Genomic DNA, 24,652 nt, shown 5'->3' on the forward strand with positions numbered 1-24,652 from the left:
CGTGAGGACTTGTCGATAAACCCTCTTCTCGTCCACGAGGTCGCCATCAACGCATCGCCCCTGGGAGCCACGGCCTCGATCAGCACAAACCGAACCTCCCCGCCGCCTTCCACCGGCTCCCCCCCCCTTCCCTTCTTCGAACGTGTGTACGAAAATGGAGGCATGGCCATCACCGCCCGGCAGACCGCCACCCTGGCCCTCGCCCACGCTCTCTCCGCCGCCGAGCGCGGGCTCCCCGTCATCCCCCTGTCCGCGACCAAGCTCCCCGCCCTGCGCTCGCCCCACCGAGGCGAAGGCCAGCCGGTTCTCTGCCGTGGCGAATGCGGCCTCCCCGGCCACGGCGTCCACGACGCCACCACCGACCCCGTCGGCATACGCGCCCTGTTCGCCGCCGCACCCTGGGCCACCGGCTACGGCATCGCGTGCGGACGCCCGCCGCACCACCTGATCGGCATCGACCTCGACACCAAGTCGTCGACCGACTCCATGTCCGAACTGCAGCACCTGGCGCTGCGCCACCTGTTCACCATTCCGGAGACGGTCACCGTCCTCACCCCGAGCGGCGGCCGCCACCTCTGGCTGACGGGCCCGCCCGAGGTCGTCGTCCCCAACTCGGCGAGCCGGCTCGCCCCCGGCATCGACGTCCGCGGCACCGGCGGCTACCTCGTCGGCCCTGGCTCGGTCACCGCCCACGGCGCCTACCGCATCGCCCCGGGCACGGCACATCTGCCGCCCGCGCCCTGCCCACGCGCCCTGCTGCGCCTCATCACACCCCCCGCCCGCCCGCGCTCCACGCCGGCACCGGCACACGAACAGGGGCAGGGCCTCGTCCAGTTCGTCCTCGCGGCACACGAGGGCCAGCGCAACACCCGGCTGTTCTGGGCGGCCTGCCGCGCGTACGAGAACGGGCTGGGCGACTCCCTGACGGACGCACTCGTCGACGCGGCGGTCCACGCCGGCCTCACCGAACGCGAGGCCCGCGCCACGATCGCCTCCGCCGACCGCCTCACCTCCGGCCGCGGTCTCCGCTGACGCCCGCCCTGCTCGAGCGCGCCAAAGGCTGCCGAAACGGAGCGGCGGCTTCTGTCACCCACTCCCACGCACGCCTCTTCCGGCATGTCGTGGGCTTCACAGCACCGAAAGGCTGCTGAACACAGTGGGCGATGTACCACCGTATCCGCCTGGGGCCTCAACAGCAGCGGCCCACTGGGCGACGGCACCAACACCGACAGCAACGTGCCCGTCCAGGTCGTGGGCATCACCGGCTGCCGTGACCACGACGACAAGCCCGGCTCCAAGTGACCATCAGCGGGACCGGCTGGTCGAGCGAGTGAGGACCATGAGCGGCGCCAGGCCGCGGTGAATACAGAGGGCGCGGCTCCGTTTTCGAAGCCGCGCCCTCTGACCTGCAAGCGGTGCGTGTGGGATTTGAACCCACGATGACTCGCGTCACGGACGGTTTTCAAGGCCGCCCCAACGCTCGATCCCGCCTTCGCTCCGTGCCGTCTCTTCCTGAACGTCCCCCCGGCGCCACCGGCCGCATCGACATCGACATCGACACCCTCCCGTACAACAACGTCGGTCTCCAAGACCACAACCGGGTCTTGGAGACCGACGTCACGCAGGCGCCGGATTCATCCACAGAGCTCGGCACCTCGACGGGGGGCTCCACCGGCTCGTAGGCCTACAGGTTCTAGTCGAAGGCCTTCGAGTACAGCCAGCCCGTCATGCCAGCGTCAAGTGCTTTCCCGTAGTACCAGGTGTTGCCGTACTTGTTCGTGGTCTTGCAGTACACCCGGAAGGGGGCGCCGCCCCACAGCTGGGTCTTGTCCTTGTAGGCGGCGCCGGGCCCGGACTGAAGGACGCGCGGGCCGTCGCTGAGAGACGTGGTGTACCACGTCTGGTCCGCGACATTCTTGGTGCACGCCGATGAGCCGACCGCAGCGGCACTGGACGCCGTCGCCAGGGTTCCGCCCAGGGCGAGCGTGACAGCGGCTACTCCTCCGAGGAGTGTGGTGCTCAAGCGCTTATTAGGCATGTCTTTTTTGCGATGTTGATGAGGTGATCATTGGTCGCAACCATGATCACAGTGCCCGGTCGCTGCACGGGGCGAGCGACGCAAGATCATCACACGACCTGTCCAGGAGCTCTGTATACGTCGATCCAAAGCGCACCATCCCTGAACGGACGCATCGACATCGGCATCCACCCCGAACGACGATGTCGGTCTTCGAGACCACAACCAGGTCTTGCAGACCGACGTCACGCAGGCCCCCGAATTCACCAACAGCATCCATACCGGGTCGGGACTCACTGTTTCGCGGCAGCCGAGGCCACCGGATTCCGGGCAACTACGAGCGCGGCTGGATGACCGTGCCTACCTGCGCCGGCCCACAAGTCTCTTGGTTCAGGCGATCAAATCACCCTGGAGACTTGTCGCCCGTCCAGACGTCATACGCCAGGACGGGCGTCAACGTCAGGCGGCGACGCGTGAAGCTCGCTCATCGTGGCCGCAGCTTGGCCACACGCACTGGCCAAAGGTGGGCCCCCCGGATCCAGGGTGAGACAAGGTGAACGCAGAGGGCGCGGCTCCGAACCGGAGCCGCGCCCTCTGACCTGCTACTTCTCTGACCTGCAAGCGGTGGGTGTGGGATTTGAACCCACGGTGACATCGCTGCCACGACGGTTTTCAAGACCGTTCCCTTAGGCCGCTCGGGCAACCCACCTTCGCTCGCCCACCTGGGGCGGAGCGGGTACAGCGTACCGGCCTCGCGCGGTGCGCGTTGGCCGTGGCCCACCACTGGACCCGAAGTCCCGCGGTGCCCCAAGCGCCGCCGCGGCCGACGTGCGGGGCGGGGCGGGATGGCACGTCGCCGGCGACGGCATGCCGCGGGCCCGTCGGTGACGGGACGGACTCGCCCCCGGGGCGCCAGCAGCGTCCCGGGGGCGACAGGGTGGCTCTGCAGGGAAGACGGGTCAGCTGTCGCCCTTGCGCTCGCCGAGGACGAGTTGCACCGACTGCGACTTGCCGTCCCGTTCGAAGGTCAAGGAGACCTCGTCGCCGGGCTTGTGCGTCCAGATCTCGCTGATCAGGGTCGGGCCGCTGTCGATCGGCTTGCCGTTGAACTTGGTGATCACGTCTCCGGCCTCGAGTCCGGCCTTCGCCGCCGGTCCGTTCGGGGTCACCGCCGGGCTGCCGCCCGAGCCCTCCTCTGTGATCTTCGCGCCGGAACCCTGCTCCGACATGTCGACCGTGGCGCCGATCACCGGGTAGACCGGCTGGCCGGTCTTGATGAGCTGGTCCGCGACCGTCTTCGCCTGGTTGATCGGGATGGCGAAGCCGAGGCCGATGGAGCCCGCCTGGCTCTGGCCGAAGCCGCCGCTGCCCGCCGACTGGATGGCGGAGTTGATGCCGATGACCGCACCGCGCGAGTCCAGCAGCGGACCGCCGGAGTTGCCGGGGTTGATGGACGCGTCGGTCTGCAGCGCGCTCATGTAAGAGTTCTTGCCGCTGGAGCCGTCGCCGGAGGCGACCGGGCGGTTCTTGGCGCTGATGATGCCGGTGGTGACGGTGTTCGAGAGACCGAAGGGCGCGCCGATCGCGATGGTCGAGTCACCGACCGCGACCTTCTCCGAGTCGCCGAGGGCGAGCGGGTGGAGGCCCGAGGGGGCGTTCTTCAGTTTGAGGACGGCGACGTCGTAACCCTGCGCGCGGCCGACCACTTCGGCGTCGTACTTCTTCCCGTTGGAGAAGATCGCCGACACGGTGCCGCCCTCCGCGGCGGAGGCGACCACGTGGTTGTTGGTGAGGATGTGGCCTTCCCTGTCGTAGACGAAGCCGGTGCCCGTGCCGCCTTCACCCTCGCCCTCGCCTTCGGAGCCGTCGATGCCGCCGCCGCCCGCCTTGGCCTCGATGGTGACCACGCTGGGCAGCGCGCCCGCGGCGACCGCGGCGACGGTCCCCGGGTCGCGCTTGAGGTCCTGGGGGCTGGTCGCGGACACCGTGGTGGAGCCGGAGCTGTTGTCGTTGCGCTCGGCCGCCCAGTAGCCGATGCCACCGCCCACCCCGCCGGCGACCAGCGCGGCGACGAGTACGGCGGCGGCCACGCCGCCGGAACGCTTCCGCCGGGGCTGCGGCTCGGGGACCGGCGCGCCCCATGCGGGACCGCCGCTGCCGCCGCCGTAGGAGGGGAGCACGGGCGGCGGCGGGGGCCAGTCGGCGCCGGCGTGCTGCGCCTCTACGGGCGCGGTTGTCGGCGCCGTCGGCGGGGCCTGTCCGCCGTGGGCGAGGATCGGCGCCGTGGCGGGCTCGGGCTGGGGGGAGTGCCCGGCCTGCGCCGCCGAGGCCCCCGCCGTCGGTTCATGGGCGGGCGGGCCGGGGTGCGAAGGAATGGACGGCGAAGAGGCACCGGGGGCGGAGTCCGCCGTTTCGTGCGCCGACTGGTGCGGTCCGGCGTCCGGCGCCGGGGCCGTCGGGCCCTGGGGAGCGGCGCCCGGCACAGGAGGTACGGACGGGGCGGCCGGGACCGCGTTGCCCTCGTTCTCGGTGCTCACAGCTCTCTCTCCTCAGGTTCCACGTCAGATTCCACAGATACCGCGTCGGTCTCCGGGCCGGGCGATGAGATCCTCCGCAGCCGGGCGGTACGTCGTCATGACTTCCGCTGTTCACGTGTGCGCGGTTCGTTCAAGTGTCGGGGGTCAGCATTTCCCACAGCACGTCAGGCCACTGTAAGCAGGACCTGTGCGTATCCCGGCAATCCTTTACTTCGGACAATACGGGCGCATGTTCACAGCGCCCTTCGGGTCACCCCGCGACCGCCCCACACGCGCAGGGAACGCTTTCCGGCACCTGGCACCCGCTTACCCCGCCTCGATGGCACCATGACGCGGTGACCCAAGCACGACAGCACAGCATCCAGGTCGTCGCCCACCGCGGCGCCTCCGAAGATGCCCCCGAGCACACCCTGGCGGCCTACCGCAAGGCGATCGAGGACGGCGCGGACGCCCTCGAGTGCGACGTACGGCTCACCGCCGACGGTCATCTGGTCTGCGTCCACGACCGCCGCATCAACAGGACCTCCAACGGGCGGGGCGCCGTGTCCGCCCTCGAGCTCGCGGATCTCGCCGCCCTCGACTTCGGCTCCTGGAAGGACGCGGCGGAGAGCCCCGACTGGAAGGACCCGTCCCTCACCTCCGTGCTCACCCTGGAACGGCTGCTGGAGCTGGTGGCCGACGCCGGGCGCCGCATCGAGCTGGCCATCGAGACCAAGCACCCGACCCGCTGGGCGGGCCAGGTCGAGGAGCGGCTGCTCCACCTGCTGGGGCGCTTCGGCCTGGCATCACCGACGTCCCCCGAAGACTCCCCCGTGCGCATCATGAGCTTCTCCGCCCGCTCCCTGCACCGGGTCGTGACGGCGGCACCCAATGTCCCCACGGTGTACCTGATGCAGTTCATGACGCCCCGGATGCGCGACGGACGGCTGCCCCCCGGCACACGGATCGCCGGTCCCGGGGTACGGATCGTGCGCAACCACCCCGAATACGTCGCCCGCCTCCACAACGCGGGCCATCGCGTCCATGTCTGGACCGTCAACGAACCGGAGGACGTTGAACTCTGCGTGGAACTCGGGGTGGAGGCCATCATCACCAACCGCCCCCGGCAGGTTCTGTCTCAACTCGGCCGCCTTTGACTCGTCTCACAGGGAGTGCACCGGCGCGTTCGGGGCGTATCCGAGCATGTCGAGTGCGTCACAGGTCCGCGCTTGGCCGGTTTCCGGTCCAGTCCATTGGGGCATTCACACCGTGGCGTGGGGCAAAGGAGGTCTCGGGGGTGGCGTTTGTGGTGGCACAGGAGGTGCCCACGTCGTCGAGCATGGCCGTACCCCATGGCCCTGCGGGCGTGGGCGAGGCGCGACACAGGATGCGCGAACAGCTGAGCCGCAGCGGGGTGTCGGAAACGGTCGTCGACGACGCAGTTCTGATCCTGTCCGAGCTCCTCAGCAATGCGTGCCGACATGGCAGACCGCTGGGACATGCCGACGCGGGCGACGGTGACGTACGGGCGGCATGGCGAGTCGACAAGGCAGGCCGGCTCACGGTCGAGGTGACGGACGGAGGCGGGCCGACGCGGCCCGTTCCGGCCACGCCCTCGGTCACCGCACGAGGCGGCCGCGGGCTCAACATCATCACAGCGCTGGCACAGGAGTGGGGCGTACGCGACAGCGCGACCGGTGAGGTCACGGTGTGGGTGATCGTCACGGAAGGGCATCGTCGCGAGGATTTCGCTACGCGCGTCGCAGGCCCGTCCTTCGACTTCTCGGACACCTTCGAAGACCTGGACTGACGTCCTGGGTCGGCGACTTGGAGTCGGACCCGCCGGCCCGACCGGGGCGGTTCCGACTGCCGGACCGAAGCGGATACGACTGCCGCGAGCCATGTTGCGATGACCGCCGGCGGTGACCCACAAAGAGACCACGGCCGGCCCGCATCACCCCGGCAGCGGCGCCACGTTGGGACCGCATCGGCCCGCTGCCCGCCCGCCAAGGCGGCGTACGGCTAGGCTCGCGCCCGACACATCACCGCCGCAATCGGGAGAAAGCCACACCATGGCCAAGAAGCGCCCCCAGACGAAGGCGACGAAGCCTCAGCTCAAGAACCGGGCCGGCGCCACAGGCGTCAACGAGCCGGTTCCGGTCGTGGGAGCCCGCGAGCCCTGCCCCTGCGGCTCAGGCCGCCGCTACAAGGCGTGTCACGGCCGGGCGGCCTCGCACGCCGTGACCGAGCTTGTGCAGCGTCCCTTCGAGGGCCTGCCCGGGGAATGCGACTGGGTGGCCCTGCGCGAGCTGGTGCCGGCCGCGACGGTCGAGCTCACCCTCAAGGACGGCCTGCCCGAAGGCGTGCCGTCGGTGACGCTCGCGACGGTTCTCCCCATGGCGTGGCCCGCGTTGCGCCGCGACGACGGTTCGGTTCTCCTCGGTCTGCAGAACGACACTCCGTCGGGTGACCTCAGCCGCGACCTCGCCGCCACCCTGCAGCGGACCCTCGAGGCCGCGCCCGGCACGCCGGTCACCACCCGTGGCGCCGCTGCCGAGGGCGTACGGCTCCAGGACCTCCTCGCTCCGGACGCCGCTTTCGAGCCGACCGTGCACTCCGGCTTCGAATTCTGGGTTCCTGATTCGGCCGAGCAGGCGTCCCCCGACGTGGCCGCCTCCCTCGAGCGTGCTAACGCGGCCGCGATTCCCACCGTGAAGCTCTCCGGTGTCGACGCCGCCTACTGGTGCGAGACCCCGGAGAAGAACCACCTGCGCTGGGTCATGCCGCACCCGGAGGAGCAGCTCCTCGACGCCCTGGCCAGGCTGCACGCCGCGGGCAGCTCGTCGCTCGGGGAGGGAACCCGGCTGGTCGGCTCCTTCCGTGCGCACGGCCTGGTGGTTCCGGTGTGGGACCTGCCGAGCGGGATGGGCGCCGAGGAGTGCGAGAAGCCCGCCGCCGAATTCGCCGAGCGGCTGGCCTCCGCGCTCAAGTCCCACGCTCCGCTCACCGCAGAAGAGCGCCGCGCACGCGGCGGTCTCACGAACCGCCAGGTCACCCTCAGCTGAGACTGACGTTTACCGCCCCCCGGCGGGTGACGCCAGTCACAACTCGCTCAATCGGCAGGTAAATCAATGTCCGAATACGAGAGATCGAATTTGCGAACCACAGATCTCTTGTTACCGTTCTAGAAGCCCGGTCGCTGGTGCATCCCCCGTCGCCAGCGATCGGGCGTTTCCATTTTCCGCGACGCCTCTCCCGGCTCAACGGCCCCCGTAGTCACGGGAGTTGCTCACCGAGCGCAACAACAGCGGCTCGTCGCCCGTTCCACCGGAAGCAGCGAACTCAGCCACTGCCCAGTAGGCGGAAGCAGTGCCGCGCGAAGGCTCACGGGGTGTTTCACAAGTGCGCGGCTCGTCGCCCGCCTCCACCTTGCAGTTGGTCTGCAGAGTGCGTCCGCCCGGCCCCATCAGAGTGAGTACGGACGTCAATTCCATGCCCGTCGCATTGCGGTAATAGGTGCGGGCCCATGTTTGACCGTCACGCGTCAACACACAGGTCTGTGCCTCGATGCCTTCGGGAGAGGCGACTTCCGGCCCACATCGGGATGCGGTCCGCGGGGCCGCGCGCCGGACGCCGTCGGACTCGCCCCCGGGGCCGTCCACGGCGGCCGCGTTCCCGGCGTCGGTCGTCCCGGACGTGGCAAGGCCCGGCAGCAGACCCGCCGCATCGGCCCCGGAGCCGCCCTTCACGTCGCCCACCGGAGCGGATCCTGCCCCGGCGGCCGGCACCGGCCCGCCCGCCTGCCCGGCCGACGCCACGAGCGGCACCAGCGCGGCGACCACCACGACGGCCGCGAGCCCGAGCATGCGGAGATTCATGGGGCCACCTGCCGACTGCGGGAATTTCATGACGAGAGCAGCCCGAAGATATCGGCGCAGTACGGGCGCACAGCCGCCGCGCGCCCATTTCCGTGACAACTCGGCCCATCGCTACCCGTACGAGTGACGGAGCCGGACCGAGGCGAGCGGTCCCGACCGCAAACGACGGCGAGCCGGGCTCGTCGCCCAGGGAGTGCGGGGTCCTCGGCGGCCGGTGCGTGCGCTCAAAGACGGCCGGAAGCCCAAGTGCCCACGCCACCTGGGCTCCGACGCATCGAACGGACGTCTCGGAGAGACAAGGCCGACGTGCGGATTCGGCCTAGTAGGCGAGCCGGCTGCCCTCTCCCGCCTCCGGCGGGTAGAGCCCGCTGTCGGGTGCGCTGCTCGCGCTCGCCTCGACGAGCGCGTCCACGACCGCTTCGACGTCCGGCAGCCAGGGCGCGGCGGAGCCGGGAAGCGGGGCCCGCTCCCAGCGCACCTGCCCCGCGCCTGTCTCCGCCGGCGGCAGCACCAGATAGCCGCCGCTGCCGTGGAAACGGAGCGAGCTCGGTACGCAGTCTTTGACGAAGAGCAGTTCGCCGAGCTGTTCCAGGCTGTACGGGGCCACCAGCAACGACCACCGCGTGGGGGTCGCGACAATCGGCCCCAGGTGCATGTCCATCCGGTCCAGCACCAACAGTGCCCGAGCGGCGGCCACGGCGGGCAGGCTCACCGCGCACGGCGCGCCGCCTTCCCCGGAGCCGCCGGGCCGGGAGGCGCCGGTGGCCAGAACGACCGGAGCGGTGGGCCGGTTGGTCCACCCCCAGCGGATCATCCGCTCGTCGGTGGTCGCCGCGAGAATGCCGGGGTCGAAGGGATGCGCGCCGGGGACGACGCACTCGGGGTCGGGGCAGGCGCATGCGCGCCTGCGCTCCCTGCGGCTTCTTCCCTGGTCCTCCGGCCGGTCACTGCCGGCCGCTTTCAGTCCCACACCGGGAAGCACGGGCCATTTCCACTCGACGGCGCAGGTCAGCGCCGTTTCGAGCTGAAGAGGCCCTTTCTTACGCCGGTACCGGAGCCTGCGTCGCCTTCCGAGGATCTCGCGCATGAGCGCTCGTTCCTTTCCGTTGAACGCCGGGGTCCACATCACATTGGTGTGCAGCTCATTACTGTGCGTACAAGTGCGCGTACTGATCGGCGCTTCATCGCCCCTTGCCAGTGGCATGGGCGCCCCCTGTTTCGCCGGCGACAGGATCGTCACCCCGAGGGCCGAACGTGGGCTGTTGTCCATTAAACGCGTGGCGAGGGGTGGCGTGCGCCTGGCGCTTGCTGTCCCGCTGTACTTCTTCCCCGCCACTCGGGGATGAGGCGCGGCCTCCGGCTGTTAGGACGCCCGGGCCCGCTGCCAGGTTCCGGGGCGCTTGCAACTGCCCCTGGCCATCACCTTTTACGTACCCAGCACGCTTGCAATGACGCTTTGCCCCGGGTCCTGAGCCCGGGAGTCCCCCTGCCGAACGCCCTCAGTCGACCCCAATCGGCCGCCATCAGGTGCATTTTTCAGCCAAGTTAACAGGTCCTCGCATTTCTCGCAGACACCATCAATCCCACCGGGACAGTGCTGGACATCACCTTATGTGTGCGTGTAGATGTGGATGCATTGATAGCGGCGCAGAATGACATGGGGGTTTGCGATGCTATTGAGCAGAACGCACCTGCCGGAAAGCCGGCTGCCATGAGCGCCCCTCACCTGCCGAAAGTGGCTGGAATCGACTCAACAGTTCCCGCGCCCGCGCACACTCCCGCCCCCATGCCCCCCGTCCCCGCCGCACCCCCCGCGGCCGGAGCGGTGCTTCAGGACCGGTTGGCCGGGTGGGTCTCCGACCTCACGACGCTCCACGAGCTCACCGAGCGGCTGATCAGAACCGGCTCGCTCGACGACGCTCTCGACGAACTGCTCCGCGCGGGGGCAGCGCTCGTCGGCGCCCGGCGCGGCATGGTCGTACTCGAACCGCCCCGTGATCCCGCCCGCGACAGCAGCCCTCTGGAGGACGACCGGGGACCCGTTCTCGCCAAGGGCCTCGGCCTGACCCGCTCCGACCTCGGCCACATCGAGACGGTGCCGCGCGGCGCGACGGCGTACGGCCGCATTCTGGACGGCCGTTGCTGCGGCCCCTCCGGCGTCCCGGAGCCGGTGGCCCATCCGGACCTGCTCGGCGACGACTCGCTCCACCCCCTGCACCGCGAGGTGGCAGTCCGCCTCGGCTACGCCGCGAGCTACACCGTTCCGCTGGCCACCACGGAGTCCGGCACGCTCGGTGCGGCAGCCTGGCTCTACGACGAGCCGGCCGCACCGGTCGAGCGCCAGTGCCACCTCGTCGGCCTCTACATGCGCTACGCCACCGAGCATCTGGCCCGCCTGCTGGAGCTGGAGCAGGCCCGTGCCACCGTCGCGACCGTGGCGAAGGAGCTGCTGCCCAGCCGACTGCCCCGGGTGCCCGGTGTCCAGCTGGCCGCCCGGCACATCCCCGGCCGGAACGGCGGCGGCGACTGGTACGACGCGCTGCCGCTGCCCGAGGGAGCGCTGGGCTTCGCGGTCGGTTCGGTCAGCGGGCGCGGCCCGAGTGCGCTCGCCGCGATGGGCAGGCTGCGAGCCTCCCTGCGGGCGTACGCGGTGATGGAGGGCGAGGACCCGGTCGCGGTCCTGTCCGATCTGGAGCTGCTGCTGCGGTTGACCGAGCCGGCGCGGACGGCCACGGCACTCTTCGCGTACGCCGAACCGGCCGCCAGGAAGATCGTGCTCGCCGGCGCCGGGCACACGCCGCCGCTGGTGATCGGTGAGCGCCGCACGGAGTTCGTCGAGACGTCCCTGTCCGCCCCCCTCGGGATGCTCGCCTGTTGGGAGGCGCCGAGCGTGGAGCTGTCCCCCCAGCCGGGAGAAACGGTGCTGCTGTACACGGACGGGCTGCTGCGACGCACGGGCGACGCGATGGACCGCGCCTTCGCCCGGCTGCAGTCGGCGGCGGCGAGCGTCCCGAGGGCACTGCGCGACGATCCCGCCGCGATCGCCGACCACGTCCTGCGCACCCTGCTGCAGGAGGCCCGGGGCCGGACATCCGGCGGAACGGACGGCGGAGAGGACATCGTCCTGCTCGCCGCCCGGTTTGACTGATTGTTCACATCCATTCGGGTCGTCTACCGCTCACACATACGATGGACGTTGCCCCCCTTGCCGAACGGCGGCGGGGCCCGAAGTCGTTTCAGTGAAGGCCGGACAGGCCCCAGGAGGCAGACGTGGCGGAGGAGCTCACCCCGGAGACCCCGGAGGACGAGGAACAGCCGATCAAGCAGCGCAAGAACGGGCTGTACCCGGGCGTTTCCGACGAGCTGGCCGAGAACATGACCACCGGCTGGGCGGACACCGAACTGCAGGGCCTCGAGCCCATCGCACAGGCCCAGCAGACCGCCGCACGCCGGGCCGCGCTCTCCGCGCGCTTCCCGGGCGAGCGCCTGGTGATCCCCGCGGGCAACCTCAAGACGCGCTCCAACGACACGGAGTACAGCTTCCGCGCCTCCACCGAGTACGCCTACCTGACCGGCGACCAGACCGAGGACGGCGTCCTGGTCCTGGAGCCCAAGGGCAACGGCCACGTGGCCACCATTCATCTGCTGCCGCGCTCCAACCGCGAGAACGGCGAGTTCTGGCTGTCGGGCCAGGGCGAGCTGTGGGTCGGCCGCCGGCACTCGCTCGCCGAGGCCGAGCAGCTGCTGGGCATTCCGGCCGAGGACGTGCGCGAGCTGTCCGCGAAACTGCGCGAGGCCACGGGTCCCGTCCGTGCCGTGCGCGGCCACGACGCCGCTGTCGAGGCTGCGCTGACCGACAAGGTCACCGCGGAGCGCGACGAGGAGCTGCGGGTCTTCCTCTCCGAGGCACGCGCCGTGAAGGACCCGTTCGAGATCGGCGAGCTGCAGAAGGCGTGCGACTCCACCGCGCGCGGCTTCGAGGACGTGGTCAAGGTCCTGGACAAGGCCGAGGCCACCAGCGAGCGCTACATCGAGGGCACCTTCTTCCTGCGCGCCCGCGTCGAGGGCAACGACGTCGGCTACGGCTCCATCTGCGCCGCCGGCCCCCACGCCACCACCCTGCACTGGGTGCGCAACGACGGCCCGGTCCGCTCCGGCGACCTGCTGCTGCTCGACGCGGGCGTGGAGACCCACACCCTCTACACCGCGGACATCACACGCACCCTGCCCATCAGCGGCCGCTACACCGAGCTCCAGCGCAAGATCTACGACGCTGTGTACGAGGCTCAGGAGGCGGGCATAGCGGCCGTGAAGCCGGGCGCCAAGTTCCGCGACTTCCACGACGCCTCGCAGCGCGTGCTCGCCGAGAAGCTCGTCGAGTGGGGCCTCGTCGAGGGCCCTGTGGAGCGCGTTCTCGAGCTCGGTCTGCAGCGCCGCTGGACCCTGCACGGCACCGGCCACATGCTCGGCATGGACGTCCACGACTGCGCCGCCGCGCGCACCGAGGCGTACGTCGACGGCACCCTGGAGCCCGGTATGTGCCTCACCGTCGAACCCGGCCTCTACTTCCAGGCCGACGACCTGACCGTGCCGGAGGAGTACCGCGGCATCGGCGTGCGGATCGAGGACGACATCCTCGTCACCGAGGACGGCAACAGGAACCTCTCGGCCGCGCTGCCGCGCCAGGCCGATGAGGTCGAGGCCTGGATGGCGTCGCTGAAGCAGGGCTGACCGGACGGAAGGCTCCGGGAGGGCGCGCGCTCACGACACGTCGAGCAGCGCGCCCTTCCGCCATTTCAGGACCTTGTCGAAGCTGACCACCGCGCCGCGCCCCGGCCTGTTGCGGACGTGGACGTGATCGGCGAGCTGCTCGATCAGGCAGAGCCCGCGGCCGCTCTCCGCGCCGGGGCCCGGCAGCGCCGTGGGGCCGCCGCGCAGCGGACCGCGCCGGGTCGGAAACCCGGGCCCCGAATCGGCCACCTCGATACGGCACTTCTCGCCGTCCAGATAGGCCGTGACGCGGTACGCCTCGGACGCCTCGCCGGTGTCACGGTCGCCGCCGTGCTCCACCGCGTTCGCGCACGCCTCGGTCAGGGCGACCGACAGGTCGTAGGAGATGTCCGGATCGACGCCCGCGGTCTCCATGGTGCCCAGCAGCAGACGCCGGGCGAGCGGCACGCTCGCAGCCTCGCGCCGCAAATGGAGGGACCACCAGATGCTCATGCTCCAGCCTCCTGGCCGCGGCTCGACATACCGATACGTATTGCCCGCCGACACGGTCGGTAAGCGCTTCGTCACAGTGACGGCCCTCGTTCGGCGGATGCGCATTCGCCGGCCGCCGGTGTATGTCGGCAAACGGGATCTTCCGGACCTGCCGTACGGCGGCCGGCACCCGGGTGCGATGATGACCCGGCCATGTCCTCCATACGCCGAGCACGCGACGGAGCCGGTCTGCGGCTGTTGAGGGCCGCGGTGTTCACCGCGGTCTGCGTCGCGCTGTCCGCGACAGGGCATGTGCTGGCCGCCTGCAGGGCGGTTCCCCTGTGGACCCTGCTTCTCGGCTTCGTCGGGGTGTTCGCCGTGGTGACGCCGTTCGCCGGGCGGGAGCGTTCGCTGCCCGCCATCGCGGCCATGCTCACCGCGGGTCAGCTCGGTCTGCACACGATGTTCGGCGCCGGGCAGGGACAGCTGCGGCTGGCACCGACGGCGGACGACACCCTGATCAGGATGGCCGCGAAGCTGGTGTGCGGCGCGGGCGCCGCGTCCATGACTCCCGCCGACGCCCGCCGCATCGTCACCCTGGCCGGCGTCGACCCCGAAGCGGCCACCGCCCACGCACACATGGCGGAGGCCGCGACCACTCCGGCGCTGTTGCCGACCCTGCCCATGGTGCTCGGGCATCTGCTGGCCGCGCTCGTGACGGGGCTGCTGCTGCGCCGCGGCGACGCGGCACTGCTGCGGCTGATCCGGCTGTCGGCCGACTCGGCAACCGAGGTGGCGCAGACCGCCTGGCTGCGCCCGCTGCGCGCCGCGCTCGCGCTCGTGAGGGCTCTGCGCACCGGTCTGCAGGGGGCGTTCGGTGCCGGGCCGCGGCTCGCGCCCTCGGCGGACGGGCCAACTGCGTCGACAGCGGCGCAGGAACTTCAGCACACGGTGATCAGGCGCGGGCCGCCGCCCGTATTCGTCCTCAGCGCCTGACGCGGCCCACTCGACAGGAGTGGTGCCGCGGTGCCCACGCACATCCGTGCGCCCTCGGCACACCCACCTCCTTCTTCACCGTGGAGCTTGTTGTCATGAACGTTTCCCGTCTCGCCGCCGCGTCCGCCGTCGCCGCCACGTCCGTGCTGGTGTTCTCCGGCGCCGCCTTCGCACACGTCGGTGTGCAGCCGCAGGGCGAGGCCGCCAAGGGCGGTTACGCGGTCGTCAACGTCAAGGTGCCCAACGAGCGCGACAACGCCTCGACCACCAAGGTCGAGATCAACCTGCCCGCCGAGCACCCGCTGTCGTCCGTGATGCCGCAGCCGGTGCCGGGCTGGAAGGTCGAGGTCGAGAAGGCGAAGCTGGACAAGCCGCTCGAGATGCACGGCAAGCAGATCACCGAAGCGGTCACCAAGGTCACCTGGACCGCGGACGGCGCGAAGATCGGCCCGGGCGAGTTCCAGCAGTTCCCGCTCTCCCTCGGCCGACTGCCCGAGGACGCCGACCAGATGGTGTTCAAGGCCATCCAGACGTACGACAACAAGGAGGTCGTGCGCTGGATCGAGGAGCCGACCGAGGGCGGCGAGGAGCCCGAGTCGCCGGCTCCCGTCCTCAAGCTGTCGGCCGCCTCCGACGACCATCACGGCGCGGGCGCGGCCGGCGCCGCCGCCGAGGACGACGCCAAGGCCTCCGGACACGGCGAGGACGCGAAGTCCGAGACGGCGTCCGGCAGCAGCAGCGACTCCACCGCCCGCGTCCTGGGCGTCGTCGGCATTCTCGTCGGAGCCGCGGGCGTGGCCTTCGGCGTGCTGGCCGGACGCCGCCGCTCGGCCTGACCGGTCCCGCACCGAACCCGTTTCGAAAGAGAACCTGATGCACAACCCCAAGAGCGACGGGGAGACCCGCCGCAGCCGGCGCGCACCGCTGGTCGCGGCGGTCGCCGTCACGGCCGTGTTCGCCGTCGCGGCGGGCTTCGCCCTCACGCAGAACAACCCGGACAACGGCAGCCCCGTCACCGACGTCTCCGCCGAGGCGAAGACCAAGGCGGCGACGGTGCTCACGCAGCCCTACACCAAGCCGGACCTCGTGCTGACCGACACCAGCGGGAAGAAGTACGACCTGCGCGAGGAGACCAAGGGCAAGCCGACGCTGATCTACTTCGGCTACACGCACTGCCCGGACGTCTGCCCGCTGACGATGAGCAACATCGCCGTCGCCAAGAAGCAGCTTCCCGAGGCCGACCAGGACAAGCTCCAGGTCGTCTTCATCACGACCGACCCCGAGCGGGACACCGCCGCCGAGCTCGGCAAGTGGCTGCCCAGCGCGGGCGACCCGTCCTTCGTCGGACTGACCGGCGACTTCCCCACCATCCAGGCGGGCGCGCGGCAGATCGGCATCGGCATCGACGCGCCGAAGAAGGAGAAGGACGGGACGGTCGTGTCCATGCACGGCGCCCAGGTCGTCGCCTTCTCCCCGAAGACCGACCAGGGTTACGTCCTGTACAGCGAGAACACCTCGGTGGACGAATACGCGAAGGACCTGCCGAAGCTGATCGAGGGGAAGAAGCCGTGAGGCGCCGTGCCCCTCTTGCCGTTGCCGCCGCACTGGGTGCCGGCCTGGCGCTGGCGGGCTGCTCGGCCGACAGCGGCCCGGAGTTGAAGGTCAGCGGTGCGTTCATGCCGCAGCCCGTCGATGACATGGCCGCCGGCTTCCTCACCGTCGAGAACGGCGGCGGCGGCGCGGACAAGCTCACCTCGGTCACCAGCACCATCTCGGACGACGTCACGATCCACGAGACGAAGGACCAGAAGATGCGGGAGGTGAAGGCCTTCGACATCCCCGCGGGCGGCACGCTCGACCTCGCACGAGGCGGCAGCCACATCATGTTCATGTCGCTCAAGCAGCAGCCGAAGCAGGGCGAAAAGGTCTCGGTCGAACTGCACTTCGAGAAGTCGGACCCGATCAAGGTCGAACTTCCCGTGAAGGAGACCACCTACAACCCGCAGAAGCACTGAGCACCGAGGGACTGATCACGTGATGACAGCCACCGCCCCGCGCTTCGGCCGGTCTCCGGTCCGGGTGCTGCTCGCCGTGACCGTGCTGGTCGGCACGCTCCTCGGCGCACTACTGGCCGGCGCGAGCCCCGCGTCGGCACATGCCGCGCTCACGGGCAGCAACCCGAAGGACGGGGCGGTGGTGGCCACCGCGCCCAAGGAGGTCACCCTCACCTTCTCCGAGCAGATCGCCATGGGCGACGACTCGATCCGGGTCCTCGAGCCGAGCGGCAAACGCGCCGACACCGCCAAGGTCCGCGATCTCGGCACAGGAGGAACCGTCGCCTACGGTGTCGATCTGCACTCCGGGCTGCCCGACGGCACCTACACGGTCGCCTGGCGGGCCGTCTCCGCGGACAGCCACCCCGTGTCCGGAGCGTTCACCTTCTCCATCGGGGCGCCTTCCAAGACCGAAGTCGCGCTGCCCGACGAGGAGGCCGGCGGCGGAGTCGTCGGCGTCCTGTACGGCATCGCGCGCTACGCCGCCTACGGCGGATTCATCCTGCTCGCCGGCGGCGCCGCCTTCGTCCTCCTGTGCTGGCAGCGCGGCGCCGCGGTCCGGTCGGTGCAGCGCCTCGTCGTCCAGGGCTGGGTCGCCATGACCGCTTCGACCCTGGCGATGCTGCTGCTGCGCGGGCCGTACACCCGCTCCGGCGGCCTCGGGGACGTGCTCGACCTCGGGGAGCTGCCGGCCGTCCTGGAGACCAAGACGGGCGCGGCGCTCGTCTCACGGCTGCTGCTGCTCGGCGCGGCCGCACTGTTCGTCGCGGTCCTGTTCGGCGCGTACGCCCGCACGTCTCCCACCGACCTGCCCGACGACGCTTCGAGCCGTTCGGGGGAGGACAGGGCCGCGCAGAAGGACCTGACCTTCGGTCTCGGCATCGGCGGCACGGTCGTCGCGGCCGGGATCGCGGGAACGTGGGCGCTGTCCGAGCACGCCTCGACCGGCATCCAGCCCGGCATCGCGATGCCCGTCGACGTACTGCACCTGCTGGCCGTCGCGGTCTGGCTCGGCGGTCTCGCCACCCTGCTGACCGCGCTCTACCGGTCACCCGACGTCGAACGACGGGCGGTCCGGCGTTTCTCGACCGTCGCCTTCGTCAGCGTGGTCGTGCTCACCGCGACCGGCCTGTACCAGTCGTGGCGGCAGGTCGGCTCGTGGTCGGCGCTGACCGGGACGTCGTACGGGCAGCTGCTGCTGATCAAGGTCGGACTCGTCGCGGTGATGGTCGGCGTCGCGTGGATCTCGCGGCGCTGGACCGGTCGGCTCGGCGACGTGAGCGCGAAGGCGAAAGAAAACGAGCTCGCCGACGTGAGCGCGAAGGCGAAGGAGGACACGAAGGAGGCGGTCGTCCAGGGGGACGGCGACACGGCTCCCGACGTCGACCCGAAGCGCGCCGCGCAGCTCGCCCGCCAGAAGTCCGCCGTGGCGACGGCCGAACGCAAGCGGAACAGGGACGCGGACAGCGAGCGTTCGGGCCTGCGCCGTTCCGTGCTGGCGGAGACGGGCGTCGCGGTGGTGCTGCTGGCCGTGACGACGGTGCTCACCTCCACCGAGCCGGGCCGTACGGAGGAGGAGGCCGCCAAGGGCGGCGCCTCGCAGGCCGCCCCGGTCAGGCCTGCCGGCCCCACCGAGATCACGATGCCCTTCGACACGGGCGGCCGGAACGGCAAGGGAACCGTGCGGCTCAGTCTCGACCCGGCGCTCTCCGGCGCCAACGACATGCACGTCTGGATCGATTCGCCGGACGGCAAGGCGCTGGACGCCCCGGAGGTGAAGGTCTCCTTCACCCTGAAGGCGAAGGAGATCGGCCCGCTGCCGATCACTCCGGACCGCCTCACCGCGGGACACTGGACCGCGAGCGCCGTCCAGATCCCGATGCCGGGCGACTGGCAGGTCAAGGTGACCGTGCGGACATCGGACATCGACCAGACGACCATCGACAAGAACATCAAGATCGGCTGAGCCACCCGTGACACCCGTGACACCTGCGACATCCGCCGACGGCACCCCGGCGAGCGGCGGCGACATCTCCAGGCGGCGCCTTCTGGGCACCGCCGGCGCCGTCGGCGCGACCGGGCTGGTGCTCGGGGCGGCGGGAGGCGCTGTCGCTTACGGGGCAGCGAACGAGAGCCCCACTGCCCTGGCCACGGTCGGATCCACCGGCATCGCCTTCCACGACCGTCCGCACCAGGCCGGCATCACGGAACCGCAGCAGGCGCACGGCCATCTCGTCGCCTTCGACCTCACCCCCGGCGTGGGACGCAAGGAGGCGGCGGCCCTCATGCGTCGCTGGTCGGTGCTGGCGGGCGAACTCATGGCGGGCAGGTCGGCGGGCGACGGCGACACGGGCGTCGCGCTGGACGCGGGGCCGTCGTCGTTGACCGTCACCTTCGGGTTCGGGCGTTCCTTCTTCGACCGCACGTCCCTGGTGGCACAGCGGCCTCCGGGCCTCGATCCGCTGCCCGCCTTCTCCGCCGATCAGCTGGACGCGCGGCGCAGTGACGGTGATCTGTGGGTGCAGATCGGCGCGAACGACGCGCTGGTCGCCTTCCACGCCCTGCGAGCGATCCAGAAGGCGGCGGGGGAAGCCGCCCGGGTCCGCTGGCAGATGAACGGCTTCAACCGCTCGCCCGGTGCGACCACGCAGCCCATGACCGCGCGCAACCTGATGGGCCAGGTCGACGGCACCGGCAACCCGAAGCCCTCGGAGCCGGACTTCGAGAAGCGGCTCTTCGTGCCGTCCGGAACCGACCACCCCTGGCTCCAGGGCGGCTCCTACGCCGTCGTGCGCCGTATCCGGATGCTGCTCGACGACTGGGAGAAACTCTCCCTGACGAAACAGGAACGTGTCATCGGGCGGCGCAAGTCCGACGGCGCCCCACTGACCGGCGGCACCGAGACGACCGAGCTCGACCTGGACAAAGCCGGCCCCGACGGAAAGCTCGTCATCCCCGACAACGCCCACGCCCGCATCTCCGCGCCGGAACAGAACGGCGGCGCGGCCATGCTGCGCCGGCCGTTCTCCTTCCACGACGGGATCGCCGCGGACGGAACCCCCGACGCGGGGCTGCTCTTCATCTGCTGGCAGGCCGACCCGCTGCGCGGTTTCGTGCCGGTGCAGCGCAAACTCGACCGGGGCGACGCCCTGTCCGCGTTCATCCGTCACGAGGCGAGCGGACTGTTCGCGGTCCCTGGCGCGCCGAAGAAGGGCGAGTACGTGGGACAGCGGCTGCTGGAGTCGTGATGCGCGGTTCCGCGGCCCATTAGGGTGACGGTATGTCGGCCACGCGCTTCACCTATCTCGGTCCCGAGGGCACCTTCACCGAAGCCGCCCTGCGCACTCTCCCCGAAGCCGCCACCCGGGAGCTGGTCCCGATGCTCTCCGTGCCGGCGGCGCTCGACGCCGTACGTGCCGGTGAGGCCGCGGCCGCCCTCGTACCAATCGAGAACTCGGTGGAGGGCGGCGTCACCGCCACCCTCGACGAGCTGGCGTCCGGCGAGCCGCTGATGATCTACCGCGAGGTGCTGCTCCCCATCGCCTTCGCCCTGCTGGTGCGCCCGGGGACGACGCTCTCCGAGGTGAAGACCGTGACCGGGCATCCGGTCGCGCAGCCGCAGGTGCGGAACTGGCTGCGCAAGAACCTGCCGGACGCCCTGTGGGAGTCCGCCGCCTCCAACGCCGACGGCGCGCGGCTGGTGCAGGAGGGCCGCTACGACGCCGCCTTCGCGGGCGAGTTCGCGGCCGCCACCTATGGGCTGGTGCCCCTGGTCACCGAGATCCACGACGCGGAGAACGCGGAGACGCGCTTCGTCCTGGTGGGACGGCCGGCCAGGCCGTCGGCACCGACCGGGGCGGACAAGACCTCCGTGGTCATCTGGCTGGGCGACGACCACCCCGGTGCGCTGCTGGAGTTGCTGCAGGAGTTCGCCGTGCGCGGGGTCAACCTGATGCTGATCCAGTCGCGGCCGACGGGCGCCGGTATCGGCAACTACTGCTTCGCCGTCGACGCCGAAGGCCATATCGCGGACCGGCGGGTGGGCGAAGCCCTGATGGGGCTGAAGCGGATCTGCCCCAAGGTGCGCTTCCTCGGTTCGTATCCGCGTGCCGGAGTGACGGCGGCGGACGTACGACCTCTGCGGGCCGGCACGTCGGACACGGAGTTCACGGCGGCGTCGGACTGGCTGGCGCGCTGCCAGGACGGCCGGGCCTGAGCCGACGGGCCGCCCGGCCACCGGTCCTACCTGCAGATTTTCGTTATCCACAGATCTTGTCCACAGGCACGCATCTCGACCTGGGGACAAGTCGACAACAGAACGCCACGAGGTCGACAAATCGGCTCGCCCGCCTTCTTTCGTCCACAGAACGACAGGTCGGACCTGTCACCCAAATTCCATTGATCAACTCTTTGGGGCGAGGAATTCCCACCCGAATGAGTGTGTGACGCCGGTTTGGGATGGGAATCCTTCGGCGCGCGGACGGCTCTCGGAATGATCACTTCCGCAATCCACAGATCCACCACACAGCCTGTGGATAACGGTTCCGATCCAGGCGCCCCTGTGGACAAACCCCCGCCGAGACTCGGGCGACACAAAGGATCATGGTCAATCGAAGAGCGCCCCCGCTGCCCCTTCCGACGAAAGGCGCCGCGATTATTGACACCCATGGATGGGGTTTGCCGCCCCTTTATGAATTCCGGCAAGTCTCGCAAAAAGGACAAAGGGACACGCGTGCCGATATGCGGTGGGGTGGGGCGAGTGCGCACCGGTAGCCTGGTGGGGTGATTGACCTTCGCCTGCTCCGTGAGGACCCCGACCGTGTTCGCGCCTCCCAGCGCGCCCGTGGAGAGGACGTCGGCCTTGTCGACGCCCTGCTCTCCGCCGACGAGCGGCGAAGGTCCTCGGGCCTCCGCTTCGACGAGCTGCGATCCGAGCAGAAGTCGCTCGGCAAGCTCATCCCCAAGGCCACGCCCGACGAGCGCGCTCAGCTGCTCAAGAAGGCCGAGCAGCTGAAGGCGGACGTCAAGGCGGCGGAGGCCGAGCAGAACGACGCCGACGAGGAGACCCGCCGGCTGCTGCTGCAGCTCGGCAACATCGTCCACGAGGACGTCCCGGTCGGCGGCGAGGAGGACTTCGTCGTCCTCGAGACGCACGGCACGATCCGCGACTTCGGCGCCGAGGGCTTCACGCCCAAGGACCACCTCGAGCTCGGCGAGGCGCTCGGCGCCATCGACGTCGAGCGCGGCGCCAAGGTGTCCGGCTCGCGCTTCTACTACCTCACCGGTGTCGGCGCGCTTCTTGAGCTCGCCCTGGTCAACGCCGCCATCGCGCAGGCCACGGAGGCCGGCTTCATCCCGATGCTGACCCCGGCGCTGGTCCGTCCCCGCGCCATGGAGGGCACCGGCTTCCTGGGCCAGGCCTCAGAGAACGTGTACCACCTGGAGAAGGACGACTACTACCTGGTCGGCACGTCCGAGGTCCCGCTGGCCGCGTACCACATGGACGAGATCATCGACGCCGACAAGCTGCCGCTGCGGTACGCGGGCTTCTCGCCCTGCTTCCGCCGCGAGGCCGGTACGTACGGCAAGGACACCCGCGGCATCTTCCGGGTCCACCAGTTCGACAAGGTCGAGATGTTCTCGTACATCGCCCCGGAGGACGCCGAGGCCGAACACAAGCGTCTCCTCGACTGGGAGAAGCAGTGGCTCACCGCCCTGGAGCTGCCGTTCCAGGTGATCGACGTGGCCACCGGCGACCTGGGGGCCTCCGCCTCGCGCAAGTACGACTGCGAGGCCTGGATCCCGACCCAGGGCAAGTACCGCGAGCTGACGTCGGCGTCCAACTGCGACGGCTTCCAGGCCCGCCGGCTCGCGGTGCGCATGCGGGACGGCAAGAAGGTGCAGCCGCTGGCGACGCTGAACGGCACCCTGTGCGCCGTGCCGCGCACCATCGTGGCGATCCTCGAGAACCACCAGCTCGCCGACGGCTCCGTACGGGTGCCGGAAGTGCTGCGCCCGTACCTCGGGGGACGCGAACTGCTGGAGCCGATCTCCAAGTGAGCCCCGCCCCCTTCCCGTACAAGCTCGTCGCCACCGACCTCGACGGCACACTGCTGCGGAACGACGACACGGTCTCCGGGCGCACGCGTGACGCGCTCGCCGCGGTCACCGCGGCGGGCGCCGCGCACATCATCGTCACCGGGCGGGCCGTGCCGTGGACCCGGCACATCCTGGACGACCTGGGATACGACGGTCTGGCCGTGTGCGGGCAGGGGGCGCAGGTCTACCACGCGGGCGAGCACCGGCTGCTGACCTCCGTGACGCTCGACCGGCAGCTGGCCGGCCTGGCGCTGTCCAAGATCGAGGCGGAGGTCGGACCGCTGCTGCTGGCGGCGAGCCGTGACGGACTCGAGGGCGACGTGCTGGTCGGCTCGGGTTACCGGGTACAGGAAGGTCCCCTGCCGTACGTGCCGATGCAGGACCCGACCGACCTGTGGACCGCCCCGCTGAACAAGGTCTACATCCAGCATCCGACGCTCGGCGACGACGAGCTGGCGACGGCCGCCAGGGCGACGGTCGGCAGCCTGGTGGACGTGGTCATGGCGGGCGCGGGCGTCGTGGAGATCCTGCCGCTGGGGCTCAGCAAGGCCACCGGCCTGTCACTGGCCGCACGGCGGCTCGGGCTGCGTGCGTCGGACACGATCGCCTTCGGTGACATGCCGAACGACATCCCGATGTTCGGCTGGGCCGCGCACGGTGTGGCGATGGCCAACGCGCACGACGAACTCAAGGCCGTGGCCCACGAGATCACCGCGTCGAACGAGCACGACGGCATCGCCGTGGTACTGGAACACCTGCTGACGGGCTGAAGCGTCCGGGAGGGGGCGGCCCGCGCGGATGCGCGCTCGAAGCGGCCGCCCCCTGGGCGGCCGCCCGGCGGCCGTGCGGAGTGCGATGACTACTCCGCGGCCTGCCAGGTGCCGCCTCGGCGGGAGCGCGACGGACCGGGACTCGAACTCCTGGTCATCGCCGTGCTCCTCTCCCGGTCGGTGGCGCCGGTCGCACTGGTGTGCTGTACCGGCTCTGCAACTGTGCCGGGCCGGCCAGTCCGGCGCCACCGATTAATCAGCGCCTCAGCGAGGCCTGAGCAACGCTCGTTCAGCGCCTCCTGCGCCGCCGCAGATCCCGCAGCTGCCGGGCGAAGTCGTCCATCCTGGCGTCCATCCGGACCATGCCGTCGGACAGCTCGCACAGCCGGTTGCTCATCGCCGCGACGACCCGGTTCGTGGCATCGAGCCGTTGGTCGAGGCTGTCGAGGCGCTGGGACATCCGCTCCAGCACCGGCCCGAGTTCCTGCAGTGCAGTCCCGACACCGGCGAGGCACTGCTCGAGTTTCGTGACGCGCCGGTCGAGGGACGCGTAGCCCTCGCGCCGGCCTTCTTCGGCATCGAGGAGGTACGTGCGCACCCGGCGGGCGATGTCGCTGTCGCGCAGGAGCATGGCGACGTTGAGTACTGCCCTGCGCGTGAAGAGGGTGAGGCTGGAGCGGCGCTGTGGATAACTTCCCTCGCTCTCGGATGAGAGGGACAAGCTGTCCCTCTGATATTTGCCGAGGTCAGAGCCCTTCGCCACCCGCATTCCGTTCTCGGTGAGCTCATCCCGATGGCGTTGCGTCACCTTCTTGATGACTTCTGTGGATACTTCGAAGTACCGCGCGACCCCCTCTGTGGACACGTGGATGCTGTCAGGGAGCAGGCGAAGCGCCTTCACCTTGTCGAGGGCCTCTACCCGCCCCACGTGCTCGACGCGCATCGCGCGCGACTCGAGCAGGGCGATTTCCGATGGCATGGGTTGCCTTCCGTTCGTGATCCGTCATGGACGGCCCTCCCCGGGCCCAGGGGCGGAGGTCGGCTCACGGTGCAATCCACTCAATGACCGGCCCGGACGGTGTGCTCACCGCCGGCACCGGCAATCCCCGACTTCACGAAC

General features: G+C 70.3%; 23 protein-coding genes and 1 tRNA gene. 17 read left to right on the forward strand and 7 right to left on the reverse strand.

The window, feature by feature from the left end; all coding sequences use genetic code 11:
- The first annotated feature begins 162 nt into the window (after positions 1–162).
- From ACIQ7Q_RS05695 to ACIQ7Q_RS05705, 3 genes are all read left to right on the forward strand, one after another.
- Positions 163–1,032, forward strand: a complete 870-nt coding sequence (locus ACIQ7Q_RS05695; protein ID WP_403856634.1) for a bifunctional DNA primase/polymerase — start codon at positions 163–165, stop codon at positions 1,030–1,032.
- Between the two features lie 84 nt (positions 1,033–1,116).
- On the forward strand, positions 1,117–1,302 hold the full coding sequence (locus tag ACIQ7Q_RS05700) for a hypothetical protein (protein ID WP_403856636.1): 186 nt from the start codon (positions 1,117–1,119) through the stop codon (positions 1,300–1,302).
- A gap of 197 nt (positions 1,303–1,499) precedes the next feature.
- Positions 1,500–1,682 carry a hypothetical protein gene (locus ACIQ7Q_RS05705; RefSeq protein ID WP_403856638.1) on the forward strand — a complete coding sequence of 61 codons (183 nt, stop codon included), beginning with the start codon at positions 1,500–1,502 and terminating at the stop codon, positions 1,680–1,682.
- 11 nt (positions 1,683–1,693) lie between these two features.
- On the opposite strand, the gene ACIQ7Q_RS05710 is transcribed toward ACIQ7Q_RS05705, so the two are convergent.
- The 3 genes from ACIQ7Q_RS05710 to ACIQ7Q_RS05720 form a co-directional block, all read right to left on the reverse strand.
- Entirely contained in the window at positions 1,694–2,023 is a 330-nt protein-coding gene (locus ACIQ7Q_RS05710; protein WP_403856640.1) for a hypothetical protein, read from the reverse strand.
- 616 nt (positions 2,024–2,639) lie between these two features.
- Positions 2,640–2,726, reverse strand: a tRNA-Ser gene (locus ACIQ7Q_RS05715).
- Positions 2,727–2,976: 250 nt separating this feature from the next.
- Positions 2,977–4,554 carry a trypsin-like peptidase domain-containing protein gene (locus tag ACIQ7Q_RS05720; RefSeq protein WP_403856642.1) on the reverse strand — a complete coding sequence of 526 codons (1,578 nt, stop codon included), beginning with the start codon at positions 4,552–4,554 and terminating at the stop codon, positions 2,977–2,979.
- 335 nt (positions 4,555–4,889) lie between these two features.
- On the opposite strand from ACIQ7Q_RS05720, the gene ACIQ7Q_RS05725 reads away from it, so the two are divergent.
- From ACIQ7Q_RS05725 to ACIQ7Q_RS05735, 3 genes are all read left to right on the forward strand, one after another.
- Positions 4,890–5,690 carry a glycerophosphodiester phosphodiesterase gene (locus ACIQ7Q_RS05725; RefSeq protein ID WP_403856644.1) on the forward strand — a complete coding sequence of 267 codons (801 nt, stop codon included), beginning with the start codon at positions 4,890–4,892 and terminating at the stop codon, positions 5,688–5,690.
- Positions 5,691–5,743: 53 nt separating this feature from the next.
- Complete coding sequence (locus ACIQ7Q_RS05730) at positions 5,744–6,343, forward strand: ATP-binding protein (protein WP_403856646.1); 600 nt, start codon at positions 5,744–5,746, stop codon at positions 6,341–6,343.
- 262 nt (positions 6,344–6,605) lie between these two features.
- A complete protein-coding gene (locus tag ACIQ7Q_RS05735; RefSeq protein WP_403856648.1) occupies positions 6,606–7,598 on the forward strand; it encodes a DUF5926 family protein in 993 nt (330 codons plus the stop codon).
- A 195-nt stretch (positions 7,599–7,793) separates the two neighbouring features.
- On the opposite strand, the gene ACIQ7Q_RS05740 is transcribed toward ACIQ7Q_RS05735, so the two are convergent.
- Both ACIQ7Q_RS05740 and ACIQ7Q_RS05745 read right to left on the reverse strand, forming a co-directional pair.
- Positions 7,794–8,411: a hypothetical protein gene (locus ACIQ7Q_RS05740; RefSeq protein WP_403856650.1), complete on the reverse strand. Its 618-nt coding sequence runs from the start codon at positions 8,409–8,411 to the stop codon at positions 7,794–7,796.
- Positions 8,412–8,730: 319 nt separating this feature from the next.
- Positions 8,731–9,498 (reverse strand): bifunctional DNA primase/polymerase, encoded by a 768-nt coding sequence (locus tag ACIQ7Q_RS05745; protein ID WP_403856652.1) that lies wholly within the window; start codon positions 9,496–9,498, stop codon positions 8,731–8,733.
- 507 nt (positions 9,499–10,005) lie between these two features.
- Here ACIQ7Q_RS05745 and ACIQ7Q_RS05750 point away from each other — a divergent pair.
- The gene (locus ACIQ7Q_RS05750) at positions 10,006–11,559 is read left to right on the forward strand and encodes a PP2C family protein-serine/threonine phosphatase (RefSeq protein WP_403856654.1); all 1,554 of its coding nucleotides are present in this window, start codon (positions 10,006–10,008) and stop codon (positions 11,557–11,559) included.
- A 122-nt stretch (positions 11,560–11,681) separates the two neighbouring features.
- Entirely contained in the window at positions 11,682–13,142 is a 1,461-nt protein-coding gene (locus tag ACIQ7Q_RS05755) for an aminopeptidase P family protein (protein ID WP_403856656.1), read from the forward strand.
- A gap of 30 nt (positions 13,143–13,172) precedes the next feature.
- On the opposite strand, the gene ACIQ7Q_RS05760 is transcribed toward ACIQ7Q_RS05755, so the two are convergent.
- Entirely contained in the window at positions 13,173–13,634 is a 462-nt protein-coding gene (locus tag ACIQ7Q_RS05760) for an ATP-binding protein (RefSeq protein WP_403856658.1), read from the reverse strand.
- Between the two features lie 192 nt (positions 13,635–13,826).
- Here ACIQ7Q_RS05760 and ACIQ7Q_RS05765 point away from each other — a divergent pair, with 192 nt between their 5' ends.
- The 9 genes from ACIQ7Q_RS05765 (at position 13,827) to ACIQ7Q_RS05805 (ending at position 23,532) form a co-directional block, all read left to right on the forward strand.
- Entirely contained in the window at positions 13,827–14,609 is a 783-nt protein-coding gene (locus tag ACIQ7Q_RS05765) for a hypothetical protein (protein WP_403856660.1), read from the forward strand.
- 95 nt (positions 14,610–14,704) lie between these two features.
- Complete coding sequence (locus tag ACIQ7Q_RS05770; protein ID WP_403856662.1) at positions 14,705–15,445, forward strand: YcnI family protein; 741 nt, start codon at positions 14,705–14,707, stop codon at positions 15,443–15,445.
- Between the two features lie 37 nt (positions 15,446–15,482).
- Entirely contained in the window at positions 15,483–16,181 is a 699-nt protein-coding gene (locus ACIQ7Q_RS05775; protein WP_403856664.1) for an SCO family protein, read from the forward strand.
- Complete coding sequence (locus tag ACIQ7Q_RS05780) at positions 16,178–16,624, forward strand: copper chaperone PCu(A)C (RefSeq protein ID WP_403856666.1); 447 nt, start codon at positions 16,178–16,180, stop codon at positions 16,622–16,624. Before ACIQ7Q_RS05775 ends, ACIQ7Q_RS05780 begins: the two co-directional genes overlap by 4 nt.
- 22 nt (positions 16,625–16,646) lie before the next feature.
- Positions 16,647–18,629, forward strand: a complete 1,983-nt coding sequence (locus ACIQ7Q_RS05785) for a copper resistance CopC/CopD family protein (protein WP_403856668.1) — start codon at positions 16,647–16,649, stop codon at positions 18,627–18,629.
- A 7-nt stretch (positions 18,630–18,636) separates the two neighbouring features.
- Complete coding sequence (efeB, locus tag ACIQ7Q_RS05790; RefSeq protein WP_403856670.1) at positions 18,637–19,911, forward strand: iron uptake transporter deferrochelatase/peroxidase subunit; 1,275 nt, start codon at positions 18,637–18,639, stop codon at positions 19,909–19,911.
- A gap of 32 nt (positions 19,912–19,943) precedes the next feature.
- Positions 19,944–20,879: a prephenate dehydratase gene (pheA, locus tag ACIQ7Q_RS05795; protein ID WP_356630007.1), complete on the forward strand. Its 936-nt coding sequence runs from the start codon at positions 19,944–19,946 to the stop codon at positions 20,877–20,879.
- 566 nt (positions 20,880–21,445) lie between these two features.
- Positions 21,446–22,723 (forward strand): serine--tRNA ligase, encoded by a 1,278-nt coding sequence (serS, locus tag ACIQ7Q_RS05800; RefSeq protein WP_403856672.1) that lies wholly within the window; start codon positions 21,446–21,448, stop codon positions 22,721–22,723.
- Positions 22,720–23,532: an HAD family hydrolase gene (locus ACIQ7Q_RS05805; protein ID WP_403856674.1), complete on the forward strand. Its 813-nt coding sequence runs from the start codon at positions 22,720–22,722 to the stop codon at positions 23,530–23,532. The genes serS and ACIQ7Q_RS05805 overlap by 4 nt, the downstream gene beginning before the upstream one ends.
- 289 nt (positions 23,533–23,821) lie before the next feature.
- Here ACIQ7Q_RS05805 and ACIQ7Q_RS05810 read toward each other — a convergent pair whose 3' ends face one another.
- Positions 23,822–24,511: a hypothetical protein gene (locus ACIQ7Q_RS05810; protein ID WP_403856676.1), complete on the reverse strand. Its 690-nt coding sequence runs from the start codon at positions 24,509–24,511 to the stop codon at positions 23,822–23,824.
- Between the last annotated feature and the right edge of the window lie 141 nt (positions 24,512–24,652).

This window comes from Streptomyces sp. NPDC096176 (assembly GCF_044763255.1).
In the GTDB taxonomy this organism is placed as follows: domain Bacteria; phylum Actinomycetota; class Actinomycetes; order Streptomycetales; family Streptomycetaceae; genus Streptomyces.